A 25,621-nucleotide genomic window follows, 5' to 3' on the forward strand; every position below is an offset into this window, starting at 1 on the left:
TTTTACTTGTTATTCAATAAATCGTTATATACACTTAGTGTTTTTTTCGCCATTATTTCACTTGTAAACAACTCTAAGGCTTTTTTCTGCCCAGATTTAGAAAAACTAATTCTTTTTTGAGGATTCGATATCAGATCATTTAAATATCCGCTGAGTTGCTCAATATTTTCATTTTCAAATATATACCCTGTTTTACCATGCTCTATCTGTTCATGCGCTCCCCCGGTATTACTTCTAATTACACAGCATCCCATCAACATTGCTTCAGCAACAACTAATCCAAATCCCTCCGAACGTGCAGGAAGAACCTTGATATCAATCATTGGATATATTTCCATTAATGGTTGAAATGGTATAATTTTTACCATAGACTCCAAGTTCGTCTCTTGCATTTTTTGCTTTATTATTTTTAACCCACTTTCAGCTGAAGATCCTACGAATACTACTTCTATTTTTTCTTTTATTTCTTTAGAAAGACCAGCTATTGCGTCTAATAATATATCATGTCCTTTTCTAGGATATTCAAAAGAAGCCACTAACCCTATAATAATCTTATCCGTAGAGATACCGTGTTTAACTTTAAAAGCTCTTTTTTCTTCTTCACTTACATTCCGATAATACTTATTTTTTGAAACCCCATTATGAATTAAATATAGATCTTTCTCATCATAATTATATCTTTCTTTTAACATACCATAAACTTCCTCACTAATTGCAATTTCCTTATTAGCTGGATAATCTAATATTGGATATTTATTATCTATACCATGTCTAGTTCTAACAAACTTTATTTTCAAAAACTTTAAAATAAATGAGAGTACTGGTGTATGTAAATGAACAACATCAAACTTATATTTCTCAAAAATTTTTCTGCACTTTAAAATACATTTAATCAAATTAAAAAGATAAACAATTTTACTTGTTTTATTAATGGGAAAATCAACCTCAATAAATTTTACTCCTGTCGCCAAGAGTTGATTATACTGATCTATATTTTCTTTTGATTGGTATCTTGGTCCATAAGAGAGTAAATAAACATCATGCCCATCCTTTATTAACTCTTCCGTTAAATCAATTAAATAAGTTGTTACCCCACCGAGAAATATCACTCTAGATACCATTGCAATTTTCATACTAACCTCAACTCACTTGACACTTGACTAAAATTTCTAAACTTTTGGTTATACTCTTTCACAACACAAAAAATCACAATTAAAAATACAGGAAGCCAAACAAGCGGCAATCTAAATACCGATGAAGGAACCCAAACCAACCAACAAAAATTAACTATTAAAAATACAGAAAATGTTTTTTGCGATAAACTTAATACCGGGCTTATTAATACAATAAACAGAGAAGAAAAAATAAACAAAATATACAAAAAGAAACCCAAGAAGCCAAATGCCAAATACATATCAATAAATAAACTATGTGGATTTGTATATCCTAAAGAGTAGCTCAATGGTATTTTGTCAAAATAAGCAGAATAATCTCTTGGACCATATCCAAGCCAAAGAAATTTAAAATTATCTAGAAAAGCTGTATATATTTCTGTCCTATAGCCAACAGAATGATCCTGTTCCAAAGAAAATAAAGCCAATAACACTCTTTCTGCAGGTCTCTCCAACCAACTAATTTTAGTTAATGAATAGATAACCTGTTCTAACCACTCTAAGTTAAGTAAAAATAATGAAATTGTAAATGCTAAAAAAACATATATAATTTTCAAGAAATAGTTTGCATTCAAAAATATAACTAAAAAGAACATTATAACATAGGTTAAAAGAGCTACCCTAGATCCACTTACAAAAATCACAAATCCAGATAACAATAATAATAAATACCCAATCAACTTTATTTTATTATTTTTTTCACCCAACACACAAAAGAAAGACACAATCGAAGACAAGGCCATGACAACAACCGCCTGATCATTTGTATTAAAGAACAATCCTTTATACGTTTCATCTAGAACACTGAACTCTTCATAACTATAAACGAATTGAAAGCCGAATAACAACTCAATAGCAAAAGCCCCTAAAATTAACGAAATTAGGATAACAATAAAAATCTTAATTCTTTTTTCTATTTCATCGCTATCTAAAGAAAGATACAAATATAAATACAAAAATATAAGGTATCCAAAGAAAAACACATCAAGTATCTTCTGAACAGAAAAATTCAGTAATGTAGATAGCACTCCCAAAAAAAGAATAAACACAAATATCATTATAGAAAAAAGCATTTTTTTATCTATTTTCATTATACATAAAGTAATTAACCCCAAAAACAAATAAACTCCCGCCAGCCCCGTATCCAAACGAGGCAAGCCAATTTGAGTAGATAATGCCGGAGATATTAACAATAAAAGTAAACTTATCCATAAAACTCCGCTCTGAAAATATTTTTTACTAAACCCCATTATCTATTACCTTATGTATCAATTCACTTATCGCCAAATACGATCTTGGGCGAAAAAATCGCTCTTCCCCTAATACTTTATTAATGCTTTGCATATATTTTAATTTTTCTCTATCATTAGAAATTTTTAATAAAATATTAGACAGTCCCTTAAAATCACCACATTTATACTGAATACCACCACCTAAAGCAAGTAATGCCTTAACTTCTTGATTCTCTTGACAACTAATAATCGGTAAACCACAACAAAAATAATCAGATAATTTATTAGTCACACTTTGTTCTGCTGTTTTCTTTATTGGATTAATAGCTACATCTGACTCCACTAGAATTTTCATCGCTTGTTCATATGGATAAGTTCCGAGAAAACTAACGTGTCCACCTAATTCTTTATTTAACTTCTTCAATCGATTTTCTTCTGGTCCACCTCCGATAAATTGAATATTAACATGATTCTGACATAGTGGTGCGGCTTTCACAACAGTTTCCAAATCATAGCTGCCAGACATAGTTCCAATATAAGTTACAAGCAATTTTTGCGATACTTTTTTCTCTATAGACTTAGAATATAATTTATCTGCTCCAATAAAAACCACTTCAGTCAATGATTCTGGGATATTCCGTACATTTGCTCTATCTAAGTAAGTTTTTGAGACCGCTACTAGAGCATCTGCATATGCATATGTTTTATTTGCATATTCTGTTAAAGGTGACAGTAATAATTTTCCAATAAATGTTGACAATATAGGAATTGGTCCGGCTATAGCTTCTGGCCAAATATCTTGAACATCAATAATTAATTTATAGTCTTTTACGACCTTCAATTTGCCTAGAATATAATTTGTTTTAATCAATGGATAAGCTGAATAGACTAGATCAATATTCTTATTATAATCCAGTAGAAACTTCTCAAAATTCTGACAAAATATTCTATGACTCATAAATCGCTCTAGGCTAACATTTGTTTTATAGCCTGGTTCATCTAATAGAATAACATTTATCCCATCTAATTTGATAAGTTCAACACGTTGCTTTTTCAAAAAATGAGAAAATCTGCTTGTCACTAATGTCACATCAAACTCTCTTGAAAGTAGTTTAGCTATTGTAATAAAGCGATTAGCTCCCGGCTCATTAGGGAATGTAAGGTAAGGAGCAACAAGTAAAATATGCTTTTTACTTAACATCTGCAAATCCTTTTTTCAATTTTAATACTTTGATAAAATCATCTTTTTGGGGTACTAACATTTTGAATGCATTAGTTTTTGTTACTTTACTAAAAGCATGAGCCCGTAAAATAAGATCGAATGTGTAAGCTATTGATGTTGCAATCGCTGCACCATATATTCCCCATAGAGGAATAAATAATAAATTTAAAATGAAGTTAATTGAAAAAATCCAATAAGAATTAGAGAGATTTAAATGAGCAAATCCTCGGACAATTAAATCATTAGCAAGAACCCTCGATGGCGTCCAAGCCAATATACCTGGTAGTAAATATAACGCAATATAAAAAGAATTTAAATATTCTACACCAAAAAACCATTCAAGAATTTTCGGAAGACATATAATAAAAGCAATTCCAATTAATATTGTTACAATAAATGTATAACGTGCAATATCTAAAGTTCGATATGCTGTAACAGATTCGTCTTCACCATCACCTAATTGCTTGGACAATCTTGGCAACAAGATCGTACTTACTGCCTGAGATGGCAACCATAATTTTTCAACAAGCTGTAAGCCTACAGTATAAACTCCAACTAATGCTGGTGAAGTAAAATACCCTAATACAAATAAAGAAGCTCTATAATTTAGTAATGTGACTATATTGCTTAGATGAGCTCTAAAACTATGCCCTAAAAACTTATGAATAAATTCCTTTATAGAATAATTCTCCACCTTAAACTCTTTGAATAAAATAGCAAGCACAACAAATAATACTAACCAATTTGCGATAATAAAGGCATATACAATAGAATTAACCGTTACCCCTATTAAAATTGCCACCATCACAACAATAAACATTATTACAGGTTGAGCTATACAAGTAAGATTAAATAAATTAAACTTCTGTATCGCTTGTAATAATGATGGCAATACTGCAAAAAAAGTCAAAGGTAATAGTGATGCTATTGATATATAAAACAACTCCAACGGAATATCTTTGAAGAAAAACTCTCCCCAAAAATACAAAAATAATAAACTTAATACACTCGCAATAATAGACACAAAAAACAAAAATAAAAGATTTATATAAAAAGCTTGATTTCTATTAATCATTTTTCTACCAAGCCCCAAAATATTTGCATTCTGTATTCCAAAAGTAATCACCTGTGAAAGCATAGAAGGAATGAGTATTGCTAACGTGTATTGTCCCATTCCTTCATTACCTAAATGACGAGCAATAATAACCAAAGTAGTTACTTGTAATAACCCAACAAAAATTTGCCTAACAAAGACTGTAGATATCAATTTCAACATAATTATTTATTCTCATTTATACAATTTCGATAGACTCGCTCCATTTTTTCTACAAAAGCTTTTTCCGCAAATCGTTCAACACAACGTCTTCTAATTGATTCCACATCATAATCATCATATTTTTCCAATAATTCAATCATTCCTTTTGCCAATGCTTCCACACTATTCACATCTACAAATATTCCATCTCCTTCAACCAAGATAGATTCTGTACCACCACAGCGTGTTGATACTACCGGGAGTCCCTGTGATAATGCTTCAATGGCAACGACGCCGAAGGTTTCTATATGACTAGACACAACATAAAAAAGACTTTCTTGCATTAAGTAACATACCTCTGAACGTGATAAACGTCCTAATAACATTACTTTTTCCTGCAAATTTAATTGCTCAATTAACTGCATTAACCGCTGTCTTTGGGCTCCATCTCCGCCAATGCATAGTTTTAAATTAGGGTAATCCTGATGTATTAATGCAAATGCACTGATTAATATATCAAACCCTTTTTTCTCATGTAAAAATCCGACAGCACAAATCTGATTTTTCTTATCTTTAACCTGATAATTACTAACAAAAAATTCATCCAATAAATTAGGAATAACGTCCCAATCATCATGTGTTAACTTCTGTTTTAAAGTATCTGCCAGACTTGCACTCACTGCAATTTTTGCCTTCGCAAATCTCGCAGACTCTTCCAAAATCTTCCATTTCCAACTCTCAACTAGGTTCCTTCCAAATACAGTACTATGCTCTGTAATACAAAATGGGATTTTATATTTCTTATAAATTTTCAGAGCTAAAGGACCTGCCGAGACTATACTATGTACGTGAATAACATCTGGTTTCCCTTGTTCCTGGATATATTTTTCAAAAGCTACTAAACCTTCCTTTACCCACATATTCATGTCAATATATGGAATCCTAGGAAACCAGCGAACCCCATGTTTCATATAAGCAATAATATTGCCATCTTCCCATACTTCCGTTTGATAAGATCCTAAAATTGCTTTTTTCCCTAATGTTATAGAACGTAACTGCGGGACAACTATACCAACTGTCATCCCCGCTTTAGCCAGTGCTTTAGCCTGTTCTCTAAAAAAGGAGCCGTTTAGATCCCCCGCATTTAATGGATACCAAGACGGCAAGAATAGAATATGCATTTTTATAAATCTCTATATAAGGTGAGCAACTTACGAGCATAATCCTGTGGATCACACTCTGCCAATATAAGGTTATAAGCATTATTTACATATTCTGCTGTTTGTTCCGGATGCTCAAGCATATCTTTGATAGCATTTGCCATCGCATCAATATTTCCCGGTTCAATTAAATATCCCGTTTGCTGGTTTATGACAATTTCACCTATTGCGACAGCATCAAACGAGCATACCGGTACTTTCATAACCATAGCTTCTACGACGGAATTTGAAAGCCCTGCACCAGAATCTCCATCCATGACTAAGGAGCTTACGAAAATATCGACTTTATTCATAAATGAAGAAATATCGTTTACATTACCAGCAAACGTAATTTTATCACTGATGCCTAGCTCTACCGCCAATTCTTCTAATTCCAAACGATGTTCGCCGTCTCCACCGACTAAGAAACGAACGTTTTTATTTAATATATTGTTTTTTAAAAGGTAGTCAGCTAATCTTACAAACAAATCTACCCGTCGACTTCTTCTTAATGCCGATAACGTACCAATCACAATTTCCGGCTTATCTAGAGGCTTCATCGGATTCACTGTCGGTACCAAACGATATGCGTTATAAACATAAGAAGTGATCTCTTTAGGATATCCGTATCGAATAAGCTTCTGCTGTTCACGTTTACAGTTTCCGATTCCTCTTACTCCTAGTTTTGAGAAGAAAGGAACAACCTTCGGATATGTTTGATGATCAATACCACGACAAGTCCATAATATTTTGATTTTATTGCGATTTTTAGAAAGCAATTTAGCCAACCAAATGAAAGGAACAGGTCTTGCCATTTGCGAATGGATAATATTGATATCATATTGGTTAATCACTTTTACCATTTTCAAAATATATTGAAGTAATTTAAATGGATTACGGGTGTGACACTCCGCCTCAAACTGCCCTACTCCCATACCATCAATCATTTTTGAAACAGGTCCTTGTTTACCGAATACAAAAACTCTATCAGCTACAGCACTTAACTCTTTAGCCGCAATCATTGTCGCTATTTCTGTTCCTCCAACTTTTCCCATATCACTCACAAGAAGAACTCTGTAATCTGCTTTTTTCATATGAATATCTCTTAGAAATTTTATAAACGGAATACAGTAAAGCCTTTTGCTTGCATTTGCTCACGTTGGAATAAACTTTTTACATCAACTAAGACAGGTTTATCGCAAGAAATATAACTTAATAATTGATCTCCTGTTAATGCTCTGAATTCTCTATGACCGACGGCAACAACTAAGGCATCGACCGGATGTTTTTCATCAATTTTAGATAATTCAATACCATATTCATCCTTGACTTCTTTCGCATCCGCCCAAGGATCGTCAACCACCACATCAACGCCCCATTGTTGGAGTTCCTGAATCATATCAACAACTTTACTATTACGAATATCCGGGCAATTTTCTTTGAACGTAATACCTAAAATACCAACTTTAGCACGTGCCACATCAATACCATTTTGAACCATCAATTTAATTGTATTTTGAGCGGTATATCGTGCCATACTGTCATTAATACGACGACCGGCAAGAATCACTTGAGGATGGTAACCGACTTCTTCGGCTTTATGTGTTAGGTAGTATGGATCTACACCAATACAATGTCCACCGACTAGTCCCGGACGGAACGGAAGGAAATTCCACTTACTGCCGGCAGCTTCCAATACATCAAGCGTATCAATTCCGATACGATCAAAAATGATGGATAGCTCATTCACTAAAGCGATATTCAAGTCACGTTGAGTATTTTCAATGACTTTTGCTGCTTCTGCGACTTTAATACTTGCTGCTTTATGCGTTCCGGCTGTAATAATGCTGGAATAAAGTTCATCAACTAAATTCGCTACTTCAGGCGTACTACCGCTGGTAATTTTCTTGATTTTAGTCAAGGTGTTCACTTTATCACCCGGGTTAATACGTTCCGGGCTATAACCGGCAAAGAAATCTTGGTTAAACGTTAAACCTGATACTTTCTCTAATACAGGAATACAAACTTCCTCCGTTGCCCCCGGATAGACTGTAGATTCATAGACCACCACATCCCCTTTTTTCAAGACTTTACCGATAGTTTCACTTGCTTTTAATAAAGGAAGTAAATCGGGACGATTTGCTTGATCGATAGGTGTCGGAACGGTCACGATAAAGAAATTACATTCACGAAGATCCGACAACTGAGTCGTATAAGTCAGGTGCACCGCCTTTCTCAATTCATCCGGATACACTTCGAGCGTATGATCTTGATATTGATTTAACTCATCTACGCGTTTTTGGCTGATATCAAACCCAGTAGTCCGTCTTGATTTTCCGAACTCCACTGCCAATGGTAAACCGACGTAACCCAAACCGATAATACCTAATTTCACTTCATTTAATTTCATAATATGCTTACCTTAAAAAGACAAAAATAATACGTTGATAAAATAATTCATATTTATAGGATTCAAATTTAAGCATAACATTATTTGTTATAACATAAATTATAAAAAATCCTATTCATTAAGATTTATTCCCTGAAAAGAATTTGCGATGCATTAGTATGGTATAGATTAGTACATTGCTCTAACTATTTCCATATAAATCACATTATATCTTGTTAACATTACCATAGCCAACATTAGCCTTAATATGATTTAAACAAAAACACACAAAATTACAAAAAAAAGACAATTAAGCTAGAAATGTTCAGTTTCATACAGACACCTACGATCTACCGCCAACCATATTTACAAAGCCAAGAATATCGAAAAAGCAACAATTCGATTAATAACCATTTAATTGTTTAATAAGATGAATATATACTTTTTAATCTCAGCAATAAAATAATAAAAGGGATTATAAATGTGAATAATCCCTTTATAAAAAATCCATATTTTAAAATACTAACGTATCGCAAGTTGAAAAATTAACGTTTCCGCTTGATAAGCAAATTCAAATTGTGCGGTTAATTCATAACCGTTATTCACTGCTTTGATTTCGCTTTGAATTTTACAAGGTTCCGATTCGGCAGCCCGGGCTTTACTTATTAAATAATTTAATGCATCTTGTGCTTCGGCTTCGGTTGCGTAAACTTGGTTAAAATCCGCTACGCGATCACTATTATCAATAATAGTGCCGACATCACAGCAACATGTTGATTCTTTTTCAGTCATCTTTTACTCCATTGAATTCAAACTAACAGAGCTTGTATTTTACTCACTTATGACTCAAGTTGAAACGTAAGAAAACAATATTTCTAAAAAGTTCCTCCTAACTGGTCGGAACTCTGATATTTACACATAAATTTCATTGATTTATAAATGTTGCGCCGTAGAATCCCACACGCTTTCATTTTGTAACAAAATTTACATAAATGGTGAGACAAAATAACTGCATTATAAGCATTTTTTTATGAGGAATATCCTAATGACTAAATTCACAAAAACTACACTTGTATCCATTCTGACATTTTCTGCCACAGGGGCTTCCGCCGCCGCATTCCAATTAGCCGAAGTATCGACCTCCGGTTTAGGTTTGGCATACGCGGGCAATGCTGCCGTTGCGGATAATGCCTCCGTTGTAGCAACTAACCCTGCTTTAATGACCAAATTCAAACAGATTGAAATTTCAGCCGGCGGTATCTTAGTAGATGCCGATGTGGATATTGAGGGCTCTTATCTCGGTCAAAATGCAGATGCTAAAAATATTATTCCGAGTGCCGTTGTTCCGAATCTCTATATTGTGGCACCGATTAATGATCGCTTAGTGATTGGTGGCGGTCTCAATGTGAACTACGGTTTGAAATCCAATTTTACGAAAGAATACAGCGCCGGGCTTTTTGGCGGTAAAACCAAGCTGACCGCTGCAAACTACAATTTCAGTGCCGCCTATGATTTAGGTTATGGTTTCAGCTTCGGCGCCGGTTTCAATGCCGTCCATGCGAAAGCACAATTAGAGCGTTACGCCGGTTATACCAGCAATCTCATCAATGCTCGCGCAGGCGGACTTCCTGTGACAAACAACGCTACAATTATGGGTAAACTAAAAGGTGATACCTGGGGCTTCGGTTGGAACGTCGGCTTAAACTACGATATTAACGAAAGAAACCGTTTGGGCGTAGCTTACCATTCATCAGTGAAACTCGGTTTTGACGGTGAATACTCCAACGAATTACCCGTCTTATTGGGCGGTTTGGGTGGTGCGACCGTTGACGGAAGCTTAGATCTTACACTACCGGCATACTGGGAAGTGTCCGGTTATCATAAATTGACCGACAAATTTGCCGTACAGTACAGCTATAAACGTACCGACTGGAGTAAATTCCAAGAACTTCACGCCACTAATAATGCCAGCGTAATATTACTGCATAAAGATGAAAAATTTAGTGATGCTTCACGTATCGCAATCGGCGCATCTTATGATGTAAACGACGCATTCACCTTACGCGCCGGTATCGCATTCGATGAAAGTGCCAGTGTCGAAAAACCGTCTATTTCTATCCCGGATACCGATCGTACATGGTACGCACTCGGTGCAACATATCGCTTTACACCGAATTTATCCGTTGACGTTGCTTATGCCCACTTACGCGGCAGCAATACCCGTTTTACCGAAACCGAAACCACCCGCTTAGGTTCGGTTAGCGGCTCGTTTAAATCCAAATCAACGGCAAACCTTTACGGCTTAAACCTCAACTACAAATTCTAATTTTCGTTTGATGTAACTTCAAAGGCGTGTACACTAAGTGGCACGCCTTTTTCTATGGAGATCACAATGAAATCCGCTATTTTTTATCAATTTTATCCTTCTCCTGTCGGTAAATTGTTGCTGATAGCAAACTCAAAAGGACTACTCGGCATTGAATTTGAACAAGAACAAAATGCCGATATGGTTCAAGATTGGCAATCTGCCGAACATGCAAGCGGTGAGATCCAAGCCGTTTTTTGCAAAACGACGGATAGCTTGAATCGCTATTTTGCCGGCGAAACCTTAGACTTCAGCCAATTAGATTTCTTAGCGCCACAAGGTACCGCCTTTCAACAAGCGGTATGGAAAAAATTGCTGGCAATTCCTTACGGCAAAACCACCAGCTACGGAGAAATTGCCTTATCGCTTAATAACCCGAAAGCGGTCAGAGCCGTGGGCGGAGCGGTCGGCAGAAACCCGATTTCGATTTTAATTCCCTGCCATCGCGTTTTAGGAAAAACGCAAAATCTCACAGGGTTTGGCGGCGGACTGCCTGCCAAACGTTTTTTACTGCAACTTGAAAAAATTGAATATAAAGATAAAGGTATTGAATTCGTTCAACATAAAAATAAAAAATGGTCTTAATTTGTAATATTTTTGACGAATCTGACCGCTTGTAATAGAAAGGAAATAGAATGACAAAACACAACTTAGCCACCAAACTCGTCCATGCAGGACGCAAATCCCGCTATACACAAGGCTCGGTAAACAGCGTGATTCAACGAGCCTCTTCTCTTGTTTTTGAAACCGTTGCCGATAAAAAAGAAGCGACACGCAACCGCTATAAAGGTGGATTGTTTTATGGCAGGCGTGGCACCTTAACCCATTTCGCCCTGCAAGATGCCATGAGCGAATTGGAAGGCGGAGCCGGTTGCTATCTTTACCCATGTGGCGCCGCCGCTGTCAGTAATAGTATTCTCGCCTTTGTGTCTCAAGGCGATCATGTGTTGATGAGCGGTGCAGCCTACGAGCCGACACAAGACTTCTGTAACCAAATCCTCAAACGGATGGGCGTGGAAACCACCTACTATGATCCGCTGATTGCCGACGGTATTGCGGCGTTAATTCAGCCGAATACCAAAGTACTTTTTTTAGAGTCGCCGAGTTCATTGACTATGGAAGTGCCGGATATTCCTACAATGGTTAACGCTGCGAGAGCAAAGAATCCGGACATCGTGATTATGATCGATAATACTTGGGCGGCAGGCGTACTCTTCCCTGCTTTGGAATACGGCATTGATATTTCCATTCAAGCGGGAACCAAATATTTGGTCGGGCATTCCGATGCCATGATTGGCACGGCGGTTTCTAACGCCCGCTGTTGGGATCAGTTGCGTGAAAATTCTTATCTGATGGGGCAAATGGTCGATGCCGATACGGCTTACGTGACTGCTCGTGGCTTAAGAACGCTAGGCATACGGTTGAAACAACATGAAGAAAACAGCCTTCAAGTCGCCAATTGGCTGGCGCAACGCCCTGAAGTAAAAGCGGTGTATCATCCTGCCTTGCCAAGTTGTCCCGGTCATGAAAACTTCAAACGTGATTTTAAAGGATCAAGCGGTCTGTTTTCGTTTGAACTTTGCAAAACCCTTTCCGATAATGAACTGGCGAATTTCCTTGACCATTTTGAGATCTTCTCCATGGCGTATTCTTGGGGCGGTTTTGAATCGTTAATCTTGGCCAATCAGCCTAAAGAGATTGAACGGATTCGCCCTGCCATTGAACGGAAATTAAGCGGCACGCTGATTCGCGTACACATCGGTTTGGAAGCGGTGGAAGATTTGATTGCCGATCTTGAAGCCGGATTCGGGCGGCTTCATCTCACCGCTTAGCGCAAACCTTCCGGCACCCCACGACATCGAAAGACAAGCGGTCAGTTTCCAATAAAAATTTGCAAAATTTCAGAGATAACCGACCGCTTGTCAACTTCCCCCCTCGCCGTTCTTTCAATAAAGCTTATCATGCAAACGTTTGCCTTGCGCCTTATCTTTGTGTAAAATCCGCCATCTTTTTTCAGTGAGGTTTTACTATTATGTCTTTTCTTTCTCGTTTCCAACTGGCTGAACGTGGCTCAAACGTTCGTCAAGAGGTTATCGCAGGTTTAACCACCTTTTTAGCGATGGTTTATTCGGTTATCGTTGTACCGAATATGTTGAGTGCAGCCGGCTTTCCGGCAGATTCCGTGTTTATCGCCACCTGTTTAGTCGCAGGTTTAGGATCAATCTTAATCGGCTTATGGGCAAACGCACCAATGGCGATTGGCTGTGCGATTTCACTCACTGCTTTCACCGCATTTAGCTTAGTATTAGGTCAAGGCATCAGTATCCCAGTGGCATTAGGTGCGATTTTCTTAATGGGTGTGGTCTTTACCCTTGTGTCCGTCACGGGTATTCGTGCTTGGATTTTACGTAATCTGCCGTCAAGCATCGCGCACGGTGCGGGTATCGGTATCGGTTTATTCCTATTATTAATTGCAGCAAACGGTGTCGGATTAGTGGTAAGTAACCAAGCGGGCTTGCCAGTAAAAATGGGTGAATTTACCTCATTCCCTGTGATGATGTCATTAATCGGTTTAGCGGCAATCATTGGTTTAGAACGCTTACAAATAAAAGGCTCTATCCTTTGGGTAATTATCGCGATTACAATTATCGGCTTAATCTTCGATCCGAATGTAAAATTTGGCGGTGAAGTGTTCAAATTACCAACCTTCGGCGAAAACTCCCAATTCTTAAATTTAGACATTATGGGTGCATTGAATACCGCGATTTTACCGGTGGTATTTGCACTTGTTATGACAGCGATCTTTGATGCAACGGGTACGATTCGTGCCGTTGCAGGTCAAGCAAACTTATTAGACAAAGACGGACAAATCATCAATGGTGATAAAGCATTAACGTCTGACTCTTTAAGTAGCGTACTTTCTGGTTTATTCGGTACTGCACCGGCGGCAGTATATATTGAATCCGCAGCAGGAACAGCAGCAGGCGGAAAAACAGGTTTAACAGCGATTGTTGTCGGTGTGTTATTCCTATTTATGCTGTTCTTCCAACCATTAGCTTTCTTAGTACCGGGTTACGCAACTGCACCTGCGTTAATGTATGTGGGTTTATTAATGTTAAGCAACGTGTCTAAATTAGACTTCGATGATTTTATCGGTGCAATGTCCGGTTTAGTGTGTGCGGTATTTATCGTCTTAACGGCAAATATCGTGACAGGTATTATGTTAGGCTTCGCAACGTTAGTGATTGGACGAGTTATCTCCGGCGAATTTAACAAATTAAATGTCGGCACTATCGTCATTGCCGTTGCACTTGTTGCATTCTATGCTTTAGGCTACGCCATTTAATTAATCTTAAATGCGAAAAAGGCGAACAATGTTCGCCTTTTTTATCGAATAAAAATGAGAAAAACGCTAACAAGCGGTCGCTTTCTTCATATTTTTTACAAATTCCCCTAGTTCCGCTAACAACTTTTCTTGATTATCCAAATTCCGCTCAATGATTTTCACGATGGCGGAACCTGAAATAGCCCCATCCGCCCCCATGGCTAACGCCTGTTTAACCTGTTGCGGTTCGGCAATGCCAAAGCCCTGTAAAATCGGTGCGGCATTCGTCTGTTTGAGTTGAACAATCAAATTATCAAGATTCACTGCATGGCTTTGATTTTCTGCGCTGGTCACGCCCGCACGGGATACTAAATAGGTATAGCCTTCGGTTTTGGTTGCTATCTGCTGAATTGTATCTGCATCAGCATTTGGCGGACAAATAAAGACCAATTGAATCCCATATTTTTTAGCACTTTCATCAAATTCAGCGGAATAGGCAACCGGTACATCGGCGACTAACACCGCATCGACACCTGCTTTTTGGCAACGGGCAAAGAAAACATCTGCCGTCGGCACATAAATTAAGTTGGCACACAGTAATAACCCAATCGGTATCGTCGGATATTTTGCTCTTACTTTTGCCAATAGTTCAAAACAAGCATCAGTGCTAAAACCGCCGTCTAATGCTCGTTTATTTGCCGCTTGAATAACGGGTCCGTCTAATAACGGATCGGAAAACGGGAAACCTAATTCTAAGGCATCTGCACCGTTTTCAATCAAGGTTTCAATAATCTCAAAAGAACGATCAAAATCGGGATCACACAAGGTGACAAACGGCACAAACGCCCCTTCGTTTTTCGCTTTTAATTGCGGAAAAAGTGTGTCAAAACGGCTCATTGTGCCCCCCATTTAAAATTTTATCCACTGTGAAAATATCTTTATCGCCCCTGCCTGACAAATTAACGACTAACAACTGCTCTTTGTCAGGGTTTTGTCGAATTAATTTCAGTGCATAAGCCAAGGCGTGCGAAGATTCCAACGCAGGAATAATCCCTTCGTTACGGGCTAATAATTGGAAAGCATCGAGCGCCTCTTGGTCAGTAATTGACACATAATCCGCTCGACCAATCGCATTGAGATGTGCGTGTTGCGGACCAACGGAAGGGAAATCCAACCCTGCCGAAATCGAATAAGATTCTTCAATCTGCCCATCTTTATCTTGCATAATCGGGGATTTCATACCGAAATAGATACCGACAGAACCGTGTTTTAACGGCGCTCCGTGTTCGCCTGTTTCAATGCCTTTGCCTGCGGGTTCCACGCCAATCAGCTTCACGGTTTCTTCGGCAATAAAATCGGTAAACATACCAATCGCATTTGAACCGCCACCCACTGCCGCAATCACAGCATCCGGCAAACGCCCTTCTTTTTCCAAGATTTGACGTTTAGTTTCTTCGCCAATCATCTTCTGAAACTCACGGACAATGGTCGGAAACGGATGTGGTCCTGCGGCTGTTCCAAGCAAATAATGAGTGGTTTCATAGTTTGCCGCCCAATCCCGCATTGCTTCACAACACGCATCTTTTAAGGAACACGAGCCTTTTTCGACCGGAATCACTTCCGTCCCCATTAAACGCATACGAAACACATTCGGCGATTGGCGTTCTACATCTTTCGCCCCCATATACACCACACAAGGCATATCTAACATGGCACAGGCAAGCGCCGTTGCCACACCGTGTTGTCCTGCTCCTGTTTCCGCAATGATGCGGGTTTTGCCCATCCGTTTTGCCAATAAAATTTGTCCTAACACTTGGTTAGTTTTATGTGCACCACCGTGTAGCAAATCTTCCCGCTTTAAATAGAGTTTGGTTTTTGAGCCTTTGGTCAAGTTACGACATAACGTTAATGCCGTCGGACGACCTGCGTAGTTTTTGAGTAAGTCGGTAAATTCTTTTTGAAATTCAGGATCTTGCTGTGCTTCAACAAACGCTTGCTCAAGCTGTTTCAACACCGGCACAAGAATTTCGGGTACATACATTCCGCCGAATTCGCCAAAGTAGGGATTAAGAAGTGTAGTCATATGGCATCCTTTAAAAAAACAGACACGGCACAAGTGTACTACTAAACTAGTGCAAAATCAAAAGCTATTTAAATGACTGTCTTTTTGGTGTCTCTAATTATGGCACACATAAATGTTTTCCATAATCATAGCTTTGATTCGGTTCACACACCGTAAATGTCATCGAAATATTTTCAGTGATGATGCTACCTCCGGGATAATGTACATGCATTACCCCCGTTGCGGTGTTTTCCCCTGAATCCGGAGAATGTCCGACACCAACCCGACAACCGAAAGATTTGTTAACAACACCTTGCGGAATCGGTGGGCGTTTTTCCAAAACCAAATAATAGGTTTCACAAATTGCCGCCGCAGTGATCTTATCATCCTTGCTTTTCTTACGATAAGCGGCTTCGATCATGGTTATCCGTAAATGGCTCTTCGTCGTAAACCTCACACTGGGAATAAATAAAATTTCCTGATCATTTAACGGTCGATCTTTTTTAGGAAACCACTTCCATTCGTTATTGTCCTTGTCAAAAGCATTTTTCGCAGTGCTATTGATGGACACCAAGGCTATCAAAAACCCTAATAGAACGGTTTTTATCTGCATTCGTTTTAACCTCTTTTAGCCACCGGCAACGGTGCAAAGCTTTGTGCCACCGGCATGACTTCAATACGATTAATATTGACATGTGGCGGTTGTTGATTAAGCCACAGCACAATATCGGCAATATCCTCAGGCTTCACATATTGTACGTTTTCGTACACTTTTGCCGCTTTATCATCATCACCTTTAAAACGCACATTAGAGAACTCCGTACCACCGCATAAGCCCGGCTCAACATTGCTGACTCGAATCGCTGTTCCCGCTAAATCCGCTCGCAAGTTCAAACTAAACTGTTTCACAAAGGCTTTGGTACCACCATATACATTACCACCAGGATAAGCATAAGTGCCTGCAATCGATCCTAAATTGATAATATGCCCAACATTGCGTTCAACCATTTCAGGCAAAATCAAGCGAGTGACCGTCACTAAGCCTTTGATATTGGTATCAATCATTTGATACCAGTCGTTTAAATCGGTTTTGTGTGCCGGTTCTAACCCCAACGCTAACCCTGCATTATTCACCAATAAATCGACTTGTTGCCAACCTTCAGGGCGATTGTTCAGTGCTTGTGTGGTCTGCTCAACATCGCTGACATCAAATGCAAGCGGTAAGAAATGCTCACCGAATTCCGCTTTGAGTGCATTCAACCGTTCAATACGTCTGCCTGTGCCGATCACTTTATAGCCTGCTTGAATTAATTTTCGACAAGTCGCCAAACCAAAACCCGATGTTGCACCGGTTACGAGTGCTGTTTTCATCTTTTTCTCCTGTTCTCTTAATACTTTTTAAACTAGATAACACAAGCGGTCTGATTTTGCAAAAAATTTGCAGAATCAGACCGCTTGTTACACTTCATCTATCACAAACTCAAACCAATCAATCACATCTTTTTCATGAATGCCGTTGGGGATTAACACCCCTGCTCTTTTCACTGAATTAGGATCTTGTGAAATCAGCGGATGCCAATCAAACAACGGCTTGCCTTCATAAATCAGTCGATAAGCACAGGTTTTCGGCAACCAACCAAAATCGGGCAAGTTCTTTTTGGTGAGCTTGGTGCAATCTTTTTCAATTTTGAAACGCTCAGCGTAGTTAGTACAACGCCCTGTATTCACATCAAGCAAATTACAGGCAACGGACGTGTAATACAACCGTTCCCGTTTGCCTCTGCCTTGAATATATTTGCGGTAGCAACATTTACCGCAACCGTCGCACAGGGCTTCCCACTCTGCTTCATTCATCTCAAGCAGTGTTTTGGTTTGCCAAAAAAGCGGTGTGATTTGAAGATTTTTTTGCAACATTAGCGAATCACAACCGCTGTGCCGGTCGCAACGACAATAAACATCCCTTTGTCACCGCCCATAGATTGATATTCCATAGACACCCCGACAACTGCATTTGCACCGACTTTTTTCGCTTCTTTCTCTAATTCTTGCAAGGCTTCTTTTCTCGCACTATTTAATTTGCTTTCATAAGCACCTGAACGTCCGCCAATCACGTCAGTGATACTCGCTAAAAAATCACGGATAAAGTTTGCACCTGACACGACTTCACCAAAGACTAAGCCTTTGTACTCAACGATTTGGTGATTTTCAATATTTGGGGTTGTGGTAATAATCATAATTTTCCTATTTTAGTTGTTGTTTAAGAGATTGTAGCGCAATCGCTCTATGGGAGATTTTTTTCTTCTCGACAGTTTCAAGTTCTGCAAAGGTGCAGTTTTTAGGCGGATAGAAAAATAGTGGATCGTAACCAAAACCGTTTGAACCACGTTCCTCGCGTAAAATTTGTCCGTAACATTCGCCTATGGCAATTTTCGGAGTAGGATCGGTCGGGTGCTGTAACATCACAATACAACTGACAAATTTTGCCGTGCGATCTTCATCGGCAACATTTGCCATTTCAGCCAATAATTTTTGGCGATTGGCTTGATCGTTCCCTTCTTCACCTGCATAGCGAGCAGAATAAAGCCCCGGCTCACCGCCCAGTGCTTCAACCGCTAAACCAGAGTCATCAGCGATTGCGGGTAAACCTGTCATTTGTGCGGCATAACGAGCCTTAATCAATGCATTTTCCACAAAGGTTAAGCCTGTTTCTTCCGGGCTTTGAATGCCAAATTCACTTTGGGCAATCACGTCAAAGCCAAATTCGGCTAACACATCAGCCATTTCTTTCACTTTGCCTTGATTGCCTGTGGCAAGGACAATTTTGGTTTTGTTCATTCTATTTTCCTGTTTTTGCAAAATTTTTATCAAATCAGACCGCTTGTCTTAATACAAACTCGGATCACTTTCATTCGGTCGGGTTTTAAAACGACGATGTAGCCACATATATTGGCTCTGAGCTTGCATAATCTCGCTTTCTACCACCTTATTCATCAACGTTGCGGTATCAACGTCATTTTCACACTGACTAAAATCCACCGCAGGGCTGATTTTAACGGTATAGCCTGAAAAATCTTCATTTCGCATTGGGGTGAACGGCACAACGATACTATTTGGGGCGGAACGTAATAACATTCTTGTTCCAGCTGTTGTACACGCCTCTTTCACCGCAAAAAACGGCACAAAGACGCTGTTTTTACGTCCGTAATCGTGATCGGGAGCATACCAGATAGTTTCTCCTGCCCGAAGTACTTTAATCATACCGCGTAAATCTTTGCGATCTAGCATGGCTTTGTTAGAACGTACCCGTCCACGAAATTGAATCCAATCTAACAGCGGATTATCATTCGGGCGATACACGCCGATACCTTGATGATGAAGCCCGACAATTCTTGCCCCCAGTTCAAGGGTTAAAAAATGCACACCGACAAAAATAATCCCCGTGCCTTCAGGCTGATTTTTCAGATGTTCCAACCCTTCTATTTTTGACCATTTCAGAATGCGTTCATCTGACCAAAACCACGCCATCCCTGTTTCAATAATCGCCATGCCGACAGATTCGGCGTTTTTAGCTAAAATTTCATCAATTTGACCAGCGGTATAATCCGGGAAGCAAAGTTCCAAATTCCGTTTGGCAATACGCATACGACGTTTACCAAAACCTAATCGGAGAAACAGTTTGCTTAAGCCTTTACCTATTTTCACTAAAATCGGATAAGGCAGTGCCAAGATCAGTTTAAAAATCCCCAATCCGAGCCATAATCCCCAATATTTCGGGTGCAAAAATGCGCGTTGGAAAGGGGGAAGTTGCTTAATTTCTGTCATCGTCTTTTCGCCTGTTACAAGAGAAGGTGAGATTATAATCAATAACACAATAAAAGTGTTAAGTAGATCAAATTTTTGAGTTTTACTTCATTTTAGGGGTTGATATTTTGGAGTGAAAAGCATAATTTGAAGTCAAGATTAATTCGACCGGAATTGGTCCATAACAAAAAGAGGAAAATGCTATGACAATCAATATTTCAAGCAAACAAATGGAAGTTACACCTGCAATTCGTGCTCACATTGAAGAACGCTTGGCAAAACTAAATAAATGGCAAACCCAATTAATTAACCCGCATTTTATGATCCATAAACAACCGAATACTTATCAAGTGGAGGCATCTATCGGTACCCCTGTAGGAGATTTATTTGCGAAAGCGGAGGACGCGGATCTTTACAAGGCAATTAACGAAGTCGAAACAAAATTGGAAACGCAGTTAAATAAACAAAAACATAAAGGAGAAGCCCGCAGAGCGGATGAAAGTATCAAAAAGCTCAATGAAAATAACTAATTCAGTCTATTGATACACAAGCCAAGCAACATGCTTGGCTTTTTTGTTATTCGTCACCTAAAAACAGAGGCCCTAATCTTCCTTTCGGAATGGCAAAATGCTCAGGATAGCTGACATCCACCAAATACAATCCTTCCGCTTTGGCGGTTGCCGCCGCCAAGGTGCGGTCTTTCTGTTCAAGCAGCCATTTCATCCATTCGATCGGTTGTCTGCCCTGCCCGATGTCAATCAAACTGCCGACAATATTACGCACCATATGATGAACAAAGGCATTTGCCTGAATATCAACGACAACATAATCCTGATAACGCGTTACCGTCAAATGATGCACATTGCGCCACGGTGTATGGGATTGGCATTGTGCGGCGCGAAAACTGCTGAAATCGTTTTCACCCAACAAGTACTGCCCAGCAAGATGCATTTTTTCATGGTCCAATTCATGATAATAATGCGATACACCGTAAGGCAAAATGGCGGGACGCAATTTATGGTTATAAATGATATAACGATAACGGCGCGCCGTTGCACTGAAACGGGCATGGAAATCGTCACTGACATTCACCGCCCACTTGACCGCAATATCCGCCGGCAAATGGGTATTTGTCCCGAAACACCAACTTTGTAGCGGGCGGTTCGTCTCCGTTTCAAAATGCACGACCTGCCCGGTCGCGTGTACGCCTGCATCTGTTCTACCGGCACACAGCACTTCAACGGGTGTATTGGCGATAACGGAAAGCGCCTCTTCCAACTTTTGTTGAACGGAATCGACGTTCTGTTGACGTTGCCAACCGAAATAACGGCTTCCGTCATATTCAATGCCCAGTGCGATTTTCATTATTTGTGAATGAGAGATAAAAATTCTTTACGCGTATCACGATCTTGTAAAAACACACCACCAAATGCCGAGGTAATGGTTTTACTGTTTGTGTCTTTCACACCGCGGCATTTAACGCAGAAATGGGTTGCTTTGACATACACCGCGACATCATCCGTTTCCAAAATGGTTTGAAACGCCGTCAGAATTTGTTCCGTAAACCGTTCTTGAACCTGAGGACGTTGAGCGAAAAACTGCACGACGCGATTAATTTTAGACAAGCCGATCACCCAGTCTTTCGGATAGTAAGCCACGGCAACCGTACCGTCAATCGTCACAAAATGGTGTTCACACGTGCTGGTTAACGTGATCTCGTCTACCAACACCATTTCGCTGACTTTCATCCGATTCTTAATTTTAGTGATTTTCGGAAACGTCTCATAATCCAAACCGCTGAAAATTTCATCCACATACATTTTTGCCAGACGCTGAGGTGTTTCTTCCAAGCTGTCATCACGTAAATCCAACCCTAACAGCTCTAATACCGAACGCATATGCTGTTGGATCTCTGCGCGACGAACGTCTTTATCTTTACGATGTGCCACGGTTGGCGTTTCGATACCCTTTAACAAGAGTGCGTCTCTTACGCTTCGGGCTTCCGGGGAAATATTACTCATGGGGGTTCCTTTAAAATTTTAGGCGAAAGATTCTATCAAATTACCCTAAAAATACAACGAACCAAGCCAAAATCGTGTAAAATCATGTGGCTTTCAGCAAAAAAGAAGAATCATATGAATTATTACCACTTTAATCACAAGCTTGTTTCCGACGAACAACAGTCGTTTGTACAACAATTATTGGATTGCAAAACATTCAACGGATCCGACCGCTTGTTGGGCTGCGCAAAAGGCAGAGGGACCACATGGTTTCTCAATACCCAAGCGGAATTCAGTGTAAACAGCGTATTGCGTCATTATTATCGTGGCGGATTGTTCGGAAAATTCGTCAAAGACCGCTATTGGTTTAACGGTAATGAAAATACCCGTGCAATGAAAGAGTTTGCCTTATTACAACAACTACACCGTTGGAATTTGCCCGTTCCCCGCCCGATTGCAGTGAAAATCACACGGCAATGCTGCGTTTATCAAGCGGATATTTTGTTGGAAAAAATTGACGAGACGCAAGATCTCAGCCAATACTTACAAACACAATCCCTAACCGGCGAGCAATATCAACAAATCGGCGCCCTCATTCGGCAGTTACACGATCATCACGTTCATCATTCCGACCTCAACATTCACAATATCTTGCTCGATCAACAAGGCAAATTTTGGTTAATCGATTTTGATAAATGCCGAATTCAGCAAGGCGACGGCTGGAAGCAGGCGAATTTAGACCGCCTGCTGCGTTCGTTCCATAAAGAACGACAACGCCTTTCCATTCATTTTGAAGTGCAAGACTGGAAACACTTAATAGCCGGTTATTTGCAAAAAACCGATACGAACTGACCGCTTGTATCATAAAAAATGCGACCGTTCGGTCGCATTGTAACGTTATTTCGAATAAGTGACTTTCCCGGAAGTATTTATACCTATTTTCTTATGTTGAATCAGTAATTGAATAATCCCTTCTGCATTATCTATCTTTAAATGTGAGCTAATTGCATTCGATAATTTCACTTTATTACTCGGTTTATTTTTCCATTTATTCATAAAACCCAGTATTTTCTTTAATTTTTCATTATCTTCTTTAACTAATACAGTTTGATTCTTCTCCTCGGTTTTAAACGGTGCATACTCTATTTTCGAATCATTTTCTCTTAAAATATTATCCTGTTTTAATAATTGAATAATCGATTTTGTCTCTTCATTATCCAATACCACATAACGTCCCTTTGCACTATTTACAATTACATTTTTCAACGCCGTTGATGTTTTTGCCTTAGAGATAAGCACACGCTCTTTAATAAGAGAAAAAAACTCATTAAACGTTATTAATTTATAATTACCTTTCTCCGACAACTCTGTTAATACGCCTTTACCCAATAGTTTTTGGAGAATGTTGTCCAATATTCTATTTACCACAGATTGGCTAAAATCGGAAAGTTCATCTCTTAAAATATGTTGAGTAATAAAACTATTCAAATACAAATTATCGACCTTTCCACCATCTTCAGAAAAAACGATCCACTTTCCGACTTTATTGGCAAAGGCTAACAATGTATTTTCATTCGGCTCTTCTAATAACTTTGGTTCTTGTTCTTGTTCAGGTTCAGCTTTAACGACACTGAGTAATGCCTGATTCCCCGTTTCCGATTTATTTTCTTCCGATAATTGCTCTAATCTTACAATACTCTGACAGAGTTGATTTTCAGAGATATGATCAATAACGACATCAAATCCACCGTCTCGCGATAAAATACAAATTTCTGCGTGATGATCTTTTTCCGTGATTTTTCCCAAATAATAAGTCAAATAAAAATCCAGTGCATTTCTTCCAATTTTGGCGATTCGAATAAAATGAACATTTTTACCGAAACGACATAATGCTTCACAAAATTCTACCGGTAACGTTTTTTGCTGGAGCTTACCGAGAAACAACCAAATATGGCAGTGGTCATCCAATGAATTAAAATGGGCAGGTTCAGGCTGGACATTTTCAAAATCAATTAAAATATGTTTCATGTGTTATTCTCTTTTTATTATTAATATATTCGGCAAATAACAAATAAAAGAACCGAATATACTTATATTTAACTCATAGATATTCACTAATGAGTTAATGCGTCTCCTAAAATAACACCCTAATGAGTGGTAACATGCTCTCTTATTAGGGTGTTTTTAATATGATATCCTTAGATTGCAAAATATTTGCGCAAAGTCACCGCTTGTAGATTATTTAATAACTTCTACACCCCCCATATACGGTTTCAACACTTCAGGTACGGTAATTGAGCCATCTGCATTTTGGTAGTTTTCAAGTACGGCAACAAGCGTGCGTCCGACCGCTAAACCTGAACCGTTTAAGGTGTGTACTAAGCGAGTTTTCTTATCCCCTTTCGCTTTGCAACGTGCTTGCATACGGCGAGCTTGGAAATCCCACATATTTGAGCAAGATGAAATCTCACGGTAGGTGTTTTGTGCCGGTAGCCACACTTCTAAATCGTAGGTTTTGCTGGAACCAAAGCCCATATCACCGGAGCAAAGTAACATTTTACGGTATGGAAGATTGAGCAACTGCAATACTTTTTCTGCGTGTCCGGTTAATTCTTCAAGGGCTTCCATGGATTTTTCAGGGGCAACGATTTGTACCATTTCCACTTTGTCGAACTGGTGCATACGAATTAAACCGCGTGTATCACGACCGTAAGAGCCTGCTTCTGAGCGGAAGCACGGGGTGTGAGCGGTCAGTTTCAGTGGTAAACTTTCTTCGTCTAAGATCTCATCACGCACAAGATTAGTGACCGGCACTTCAGCCGTTGGGATTAAAGCGTACGGTTTTTGTACCGCATTTGGATCTTGTCCTTCTAACGGTTGAGTATGGAACAGATCTTCGCCGAATTTTGGTAATTGCCCTGTGCCGTAAAGGGTATCGTGGTTGACAAGATAAGGCACATAGGTTTCTACATAGCCGTGTTGTTCTGTGTGTAAATCCAACATAAATTGAGATAAAGCACGGTGTAAACGTGCAATACCGCTTTTCATTACGACGAAACGGCTTCCCGTTAATTTAACACCCGCAGGAAAATCCAAACCGCCTAAGCCTTCGCCAAGGGTAACGTGATCTTTGATGTCAAAATCAAATTGACGTGGCGTACCCCAGCGAGATACTTCAAGGTTTTCGCTGTCGTCTTTACCCACAGGCACTTCATCGGCAGGTAAGTTAGGAATGTTTAATAACAGTTCACGAATTTCCGCTTGGACTTTATCTAATTCCACTTTTGCTGCATCTAATTCACTACCCATCGTATCTACTTCTGCCAGTAACGCAGAAATATCTTCGCCACGTGCTTTTGCTGCGCCGATACTTTTAGAACGGGCATTGCGTTCCGCTTGAAGATTTTCCGCTTTGACTTGCAATGCTTTGCGTTGTTCTTCAAGGCCGGTAACACGAGCAACATCAAGGTTGAAGTTACGTTTGAGTTTTAAAATTTGTGCGACTTCATCAAGATTCGTACGCAGCAGGTTTTGGTCGATCATTTTAGTATCCTTTCTTTTTACAAAATATTGGTTAAATCTTACCGCTTGTAACGGTT

The 25,621-nt window shown here is 39.2% G+C and carries 26 protein-coding genes; 6 read left to right on the forward strand and 20 right to left on the reverse strand.

The window, feature by feature from the left end:
* Nucleotides 1-2: 2 nt before the first annotated feature.
* The 8 genes from ACEYKX_RS04485 to ACEYKX_RS04520 all read right to left on the reverse strand — a co-directional run bounded on the left by ACEYKX_RS04485 (nt 3) and on the right by ACEYKX_RS04520 (nt 9,261).
* Nucleotides 3-1,133, reverse strand: coding sequence for a glycosyltransferase family 4 protein (locus ACEYKX_RS04485; protein WP_373766306.1), 1,131 nt, complete (start codon nt 1,131-1,133; stop codon nt 3-5).
* Nucleotides 1,130-2,422, reverse strand: a complete 1,293-nt coding sequence (locus ACEYKX_RS04490) for an O-antigen ligase family protein (protein WP_373766305.1) — start codon at nt 2,420-2,422, stop codon at nt 1,130-1,132. The genes ACEYKX_RS04485 and ACEYKX_RS04490 overlap by 4 nt, the downstream gene beginning before the upstream one ends.
* Complete coding sequence (locus tag ACEYKX_RS04495; RefSeq protein WP_373766304.1) at nt 2,412-3,605, reverse strand: glycosyltransferase; 1,194 nt, start codon at nt 3,603-3,605, stop codon at nt 2,412-2,414. The genes ACEYKX_RS04490 and ACEYKX_RS04495 overlap by 11 nt, the downstream gene beginning before the upstream one ends.
* The gene (locus tag ACEYKX_RS04500; protein ID WP_373766303.1) at nt 3,595-4,902 is read right to left on the reverse strand and encodes an oligosaccharide flippase family protein; all 1,308 of its coding nucleotides are present in this window, start codon (nt 4,900-4,902) and stop codon (nt 3,595-3,597) included. Before ACEYKX_RS04500 ends, ACEYKX_RS04495 begins: the two co-directional genes overlap by 11 nt.
* A gap of 2 nt (nt 4,903-4,904) precedes the next feature.
* Nucleotides 4,905-6,062, reverse strand: coding sequence for a glycosyltransferase (locus ACEYKX_RS04505; RefSeq protein WP_373766302.1), 1,158 nt, complete (start codon nt 6,060-6,062; stop codon nt 4,905-4,907).
* Nucleotides 6,063-6,064: 2 nt separating this feature from the next.
* Nucleotides 6,065-7,174: a glycosyltransferase gene (locus ACEYKX_RS04510; RefSeq protein ID WP_373766301.1), complete on the reverse strand. Its 1,110-nt coding sequence runs from the start codon at nt 7,172-7,174 to the stop codon at nt 6,065-6,067.
* A gap of 20 nt (nt 7,175-7,194) precedes the next feature.
* Complete coding sequence (gene tviB / locus ACEYKX_RS04515; protein WP_373766300.1) at nt 7,195-8,490, reverse strand: Vi polysaccharide biosynthesis UDP-N-acetylglucosamine C-6 dehydrogenase TviB; 1,296 nt, start codon at nt 8,488-8,490, stop codon at nt 7,195-7,197.
* A gap of 501 nt (nt 8,491-8,991) precedes the next feature.
* A complete protein-coding gene (locus ACEYKX_RS04520; protein ID WP_373766299.1) occupies nt 8,992-9,261 on the reverse strand; it encodes a YfcZ/YiiS family protein in 270 nt (89 codons plus the stop codon).
* Between the two features lie 253 nt (nt 9,262-9,514).
* Here ACEYKX_RS04520 and ACEYKX_RS04525 point away from each other — a divergent pair, with 253 nt between their 5' ends.
* From ACEYKX_RS04525 to ACEYKX_RS04540, 4 genes are all read left to right on the forward strand, one after another.
* Entirely contained in the window at nt 9,515-10,795 is a 1,281-nt protein-coding gene (locus ACEYKX_RS04525; protein ID WP_373766298.1) for a porin, read from the forward strand.
* Nucleotides 10,796-10,861: 66 nt separating this feature from the next.
* Entirely contained in the window at nt 10,862-11,419 is a 558-nt protein-coding gene (locus ACEYKX_RS04530; RefSeq protein ID WP_373766297.1) for a methylated-DNA--[protein]-cysteine S-methyltransferase, read from the forward strand.
* 50 nt (nt 11,420-11,469) lie between these two features.
* Nucleotides 11,470-12,666 (forward strand): cystathionine beta-lyase, encoded by a 1,197-nt coding sequence (gene metC / locus ACEYKX_RS04535; RefSeq protein WP_373766296.1) that lies wholly within the window; start codon nt 11,470-11,472, stop codon nt 12,664-12,666.
* 200 nt (nt 12,667-12,866) lie between these two features.
* Nucleotides 12,867-14,180: an NCS2 family permease gene (locus tag ACEYKX_RS04540; protein ID WP_373766295.1), complete on the forward strand. Its 1,314-nt coding sequence runs from the start codon at nt 12,867-12,869 to the stop codon at nt 14,178-14,180.
* A 66-nt stretch (nt 14,181-14,246) separates the two neighbouring features.
* Here ACEYKX_RS04540 and trpA read toward each other — a convergent pair whose 3' ends face one another.
* From trpA to ACEYKX_RS04580, 8 genes are all read right to left on the reverse strand, one after another.
* Nucleotides 14,247-15,056 (reverse strand): tryptophan synthase subunit alpha, encoded by an 810-nt coding sequence (gene trpA, locus ACEYKX_RS04545; RefSeq protein ID WP_373766294.1) that lies wholly within the window; start codon nt 15,054-15,056, stop codon nt 14,247-14,249.
* The gene (gene trpB, locus ACEYKX_RS04550; RefSeq protein ID WP_373766293.1) at nt 15,043-16,242 is read right to left on the reverse strand and encodes a tryptophan synthase subunit beta; all 1,200 of its coding nucleotides are present in this window, start codon (nt 16,240-16,242) and stop codon (nt 15,043-15,045) included. Before trpB ends, trpA begins: the two co-directional genes overlap by 14 nt.
* A gap of 97 nt (nt 16,243-16,339) precedes the next feature.
* Nucleotides 16,340-16,834, reverse strand: coding sequence for a hypothetical protein (locus ACEYKX_RS04555; RefSeq protein ID WP_373766292.1), 495 nt, complete (start codon nt 16,832-16,834; stop codon nt 16,340-16,342).
* A gap of 5 nt (nt 16,835-16,839) precedes the next feature.
* Nucleotides 16,840-17,592: an SDR family oxidoreductase gene (locus ACEYKX_RS04560; RefSeq protein WP_373766291.1), complete on the reverse strand. Its 753-nt coding sequence runs from the start codon at nt 17,590-17,592 to the stop codon at nt 16,840-16,842.
* 87 nt (nt 17,593-17,679) lie between these two features.
* On the reverse strand, nt 17,680-18,135 hold the full coding sequence (locus tag ACEYKX_RS04565; protein ID WP_373766290.1) for a YcgN family cysteine cluster protein: 456 nt from the start codon (nt 18,133-18,135) through the stop codon (nt 17,680-17,682).
* Complete coding sequence (locus ACEYKX_RS04570; protein WP_373766289.1) at nt 18,135-18,455, reverse strand: YbjQ family protein; 321 nt, start codon at nt 18,453-18,455, stop codon at nt 18,135-18,137. The genes ACEYKX_RS04565 and ACEYKX_RS04570 overlap by 1 nt, the downstream gene beginning before the upstream one ends.
* Before the next feature lie 7 nt (nt 18,456-18,462).
* Nucleotides 18,463-19,056: an XTP/dITP diphosphatase gene (locus ACEYKX_RS04575; protein ID WP_373766288.1), complete on the reverse strand. Its 594-nt coding sequence runs from the start codon at nt 19,054-19,056 to the stop codon at nt 18,463-18,465.
* Between the two features lie 48 nt (nt 19,057-19,104).
* A complete protein-coding gene (locus tag ACEYKX_RS04580) occupies nt 19,105-20,043 on the reverse strand; it encodes a Kdo(2)-lipid IV(A) acyltransferase (RefSeq protein ID WP_373766287.1) in 939 nt (312 codons plus the stop codon).
* A gap of 182 nt (nt 20,044-20,225) precedes the next feature.
* On the opposite strand from ACEYKX_RS04580, the gene hpf reads away from it, so the two are divergent.
* The gene (gene hpf, locus ACEYKX_RS04585) at nt 20,226-20,552 is read left to right on the forward strand and encodes a ribosome hibernation-promoting factor, HPF/YfiA family (protein ID WP_373766286.1); all 327 of its coding nucleotides are present in this window, start codon (nt 20,226-20,228) and stop codon (nt 20,550-20,552) included.
* A gap of 46 nt (nt 20,553-20,598) precedes the next feature.
* On the opposite strand, the gene truA is transcribed toward hpf, so the two are convergent.
* A complete protein-coding gene (gene truA / locus ACEYKX_RS04590) occupies nt 20,599-21,387 on the reverse strand; it encodes a tRNA pseudouridine(38-40) synthase TruA (protein ID WP_373766285.1) in 789 nt (262 codons plus the stop codon).
* The gene (gene folE / locus ACEYKX_RS04595; protein ID WP_373766284.1) at nt 21,387-22,043 is read right to left on the reverse strand and encodes a GTP cyclohydrolase I FolE; all 657 of its coding nucleotides are present in this window, start codon (nt 22,041-22,043) and stop codon (nt 21,387-21,389) included. The genes truA and folE overlap by 1 nt, the downstream gene beginning before the upstream one ends.
* Nucleotides 22,044-22,157: 114 nt before the next feature.
* On the opposite strand from folE, the gene ACEYKX_RS04600 reads away from it, so the two are divergent.
* Nucleotides 22,158-22,874 (forward strand): 3-deoxy-D-manno-octulosonic acid kinase, encoded by a 717-nt coding sequence (locus tag ACEYKX_RS04600; protein ID WP_373766283.1) that lies wholly within the window; start codon nt 22,158-22,160, stop codon nt 22,872-22,874.
* A 45-nt stretch (nt 22,875-22,919) separates the two neighbouring features.
* Here ACEYKX_RS04600 and ACEYKX_RS04605 read toward each other — a convergent pair whose 3' ends face one another.
* On the reverse strand, nt 22,920-24,050 hold the full coding sequence (locus ACEYKX_RS04605; RefSeq protein WP_373766282.1) for a PIN domain-containing protein: 1,131 nt from the start codon (nt 24,048-24,050) through the stop codon (nt 22,920-22,922).
* Between the two features lie 210 nt (nt 24,051-24,260).
* Entirely contained in the window at nt 24,261-25,565 is a 1,305-nt protein-coding gene (serS, locus tag ACEYKX_RS04610) for a serine--tRNA ligase (protein WP_373766281.1), read from the reverse strand.
* Nucleotides 25,566-25,621 lie beyond the last annotated feature (56 nt).

This window comes from Glaesserella sp., from assembly GCF_041817755.1.
Classification (GTDB): Bacteria; Pseudomonadota; Gammaproteobacteria; order Enterobacterales; family Pasteurellaceae; genus Glaesserella.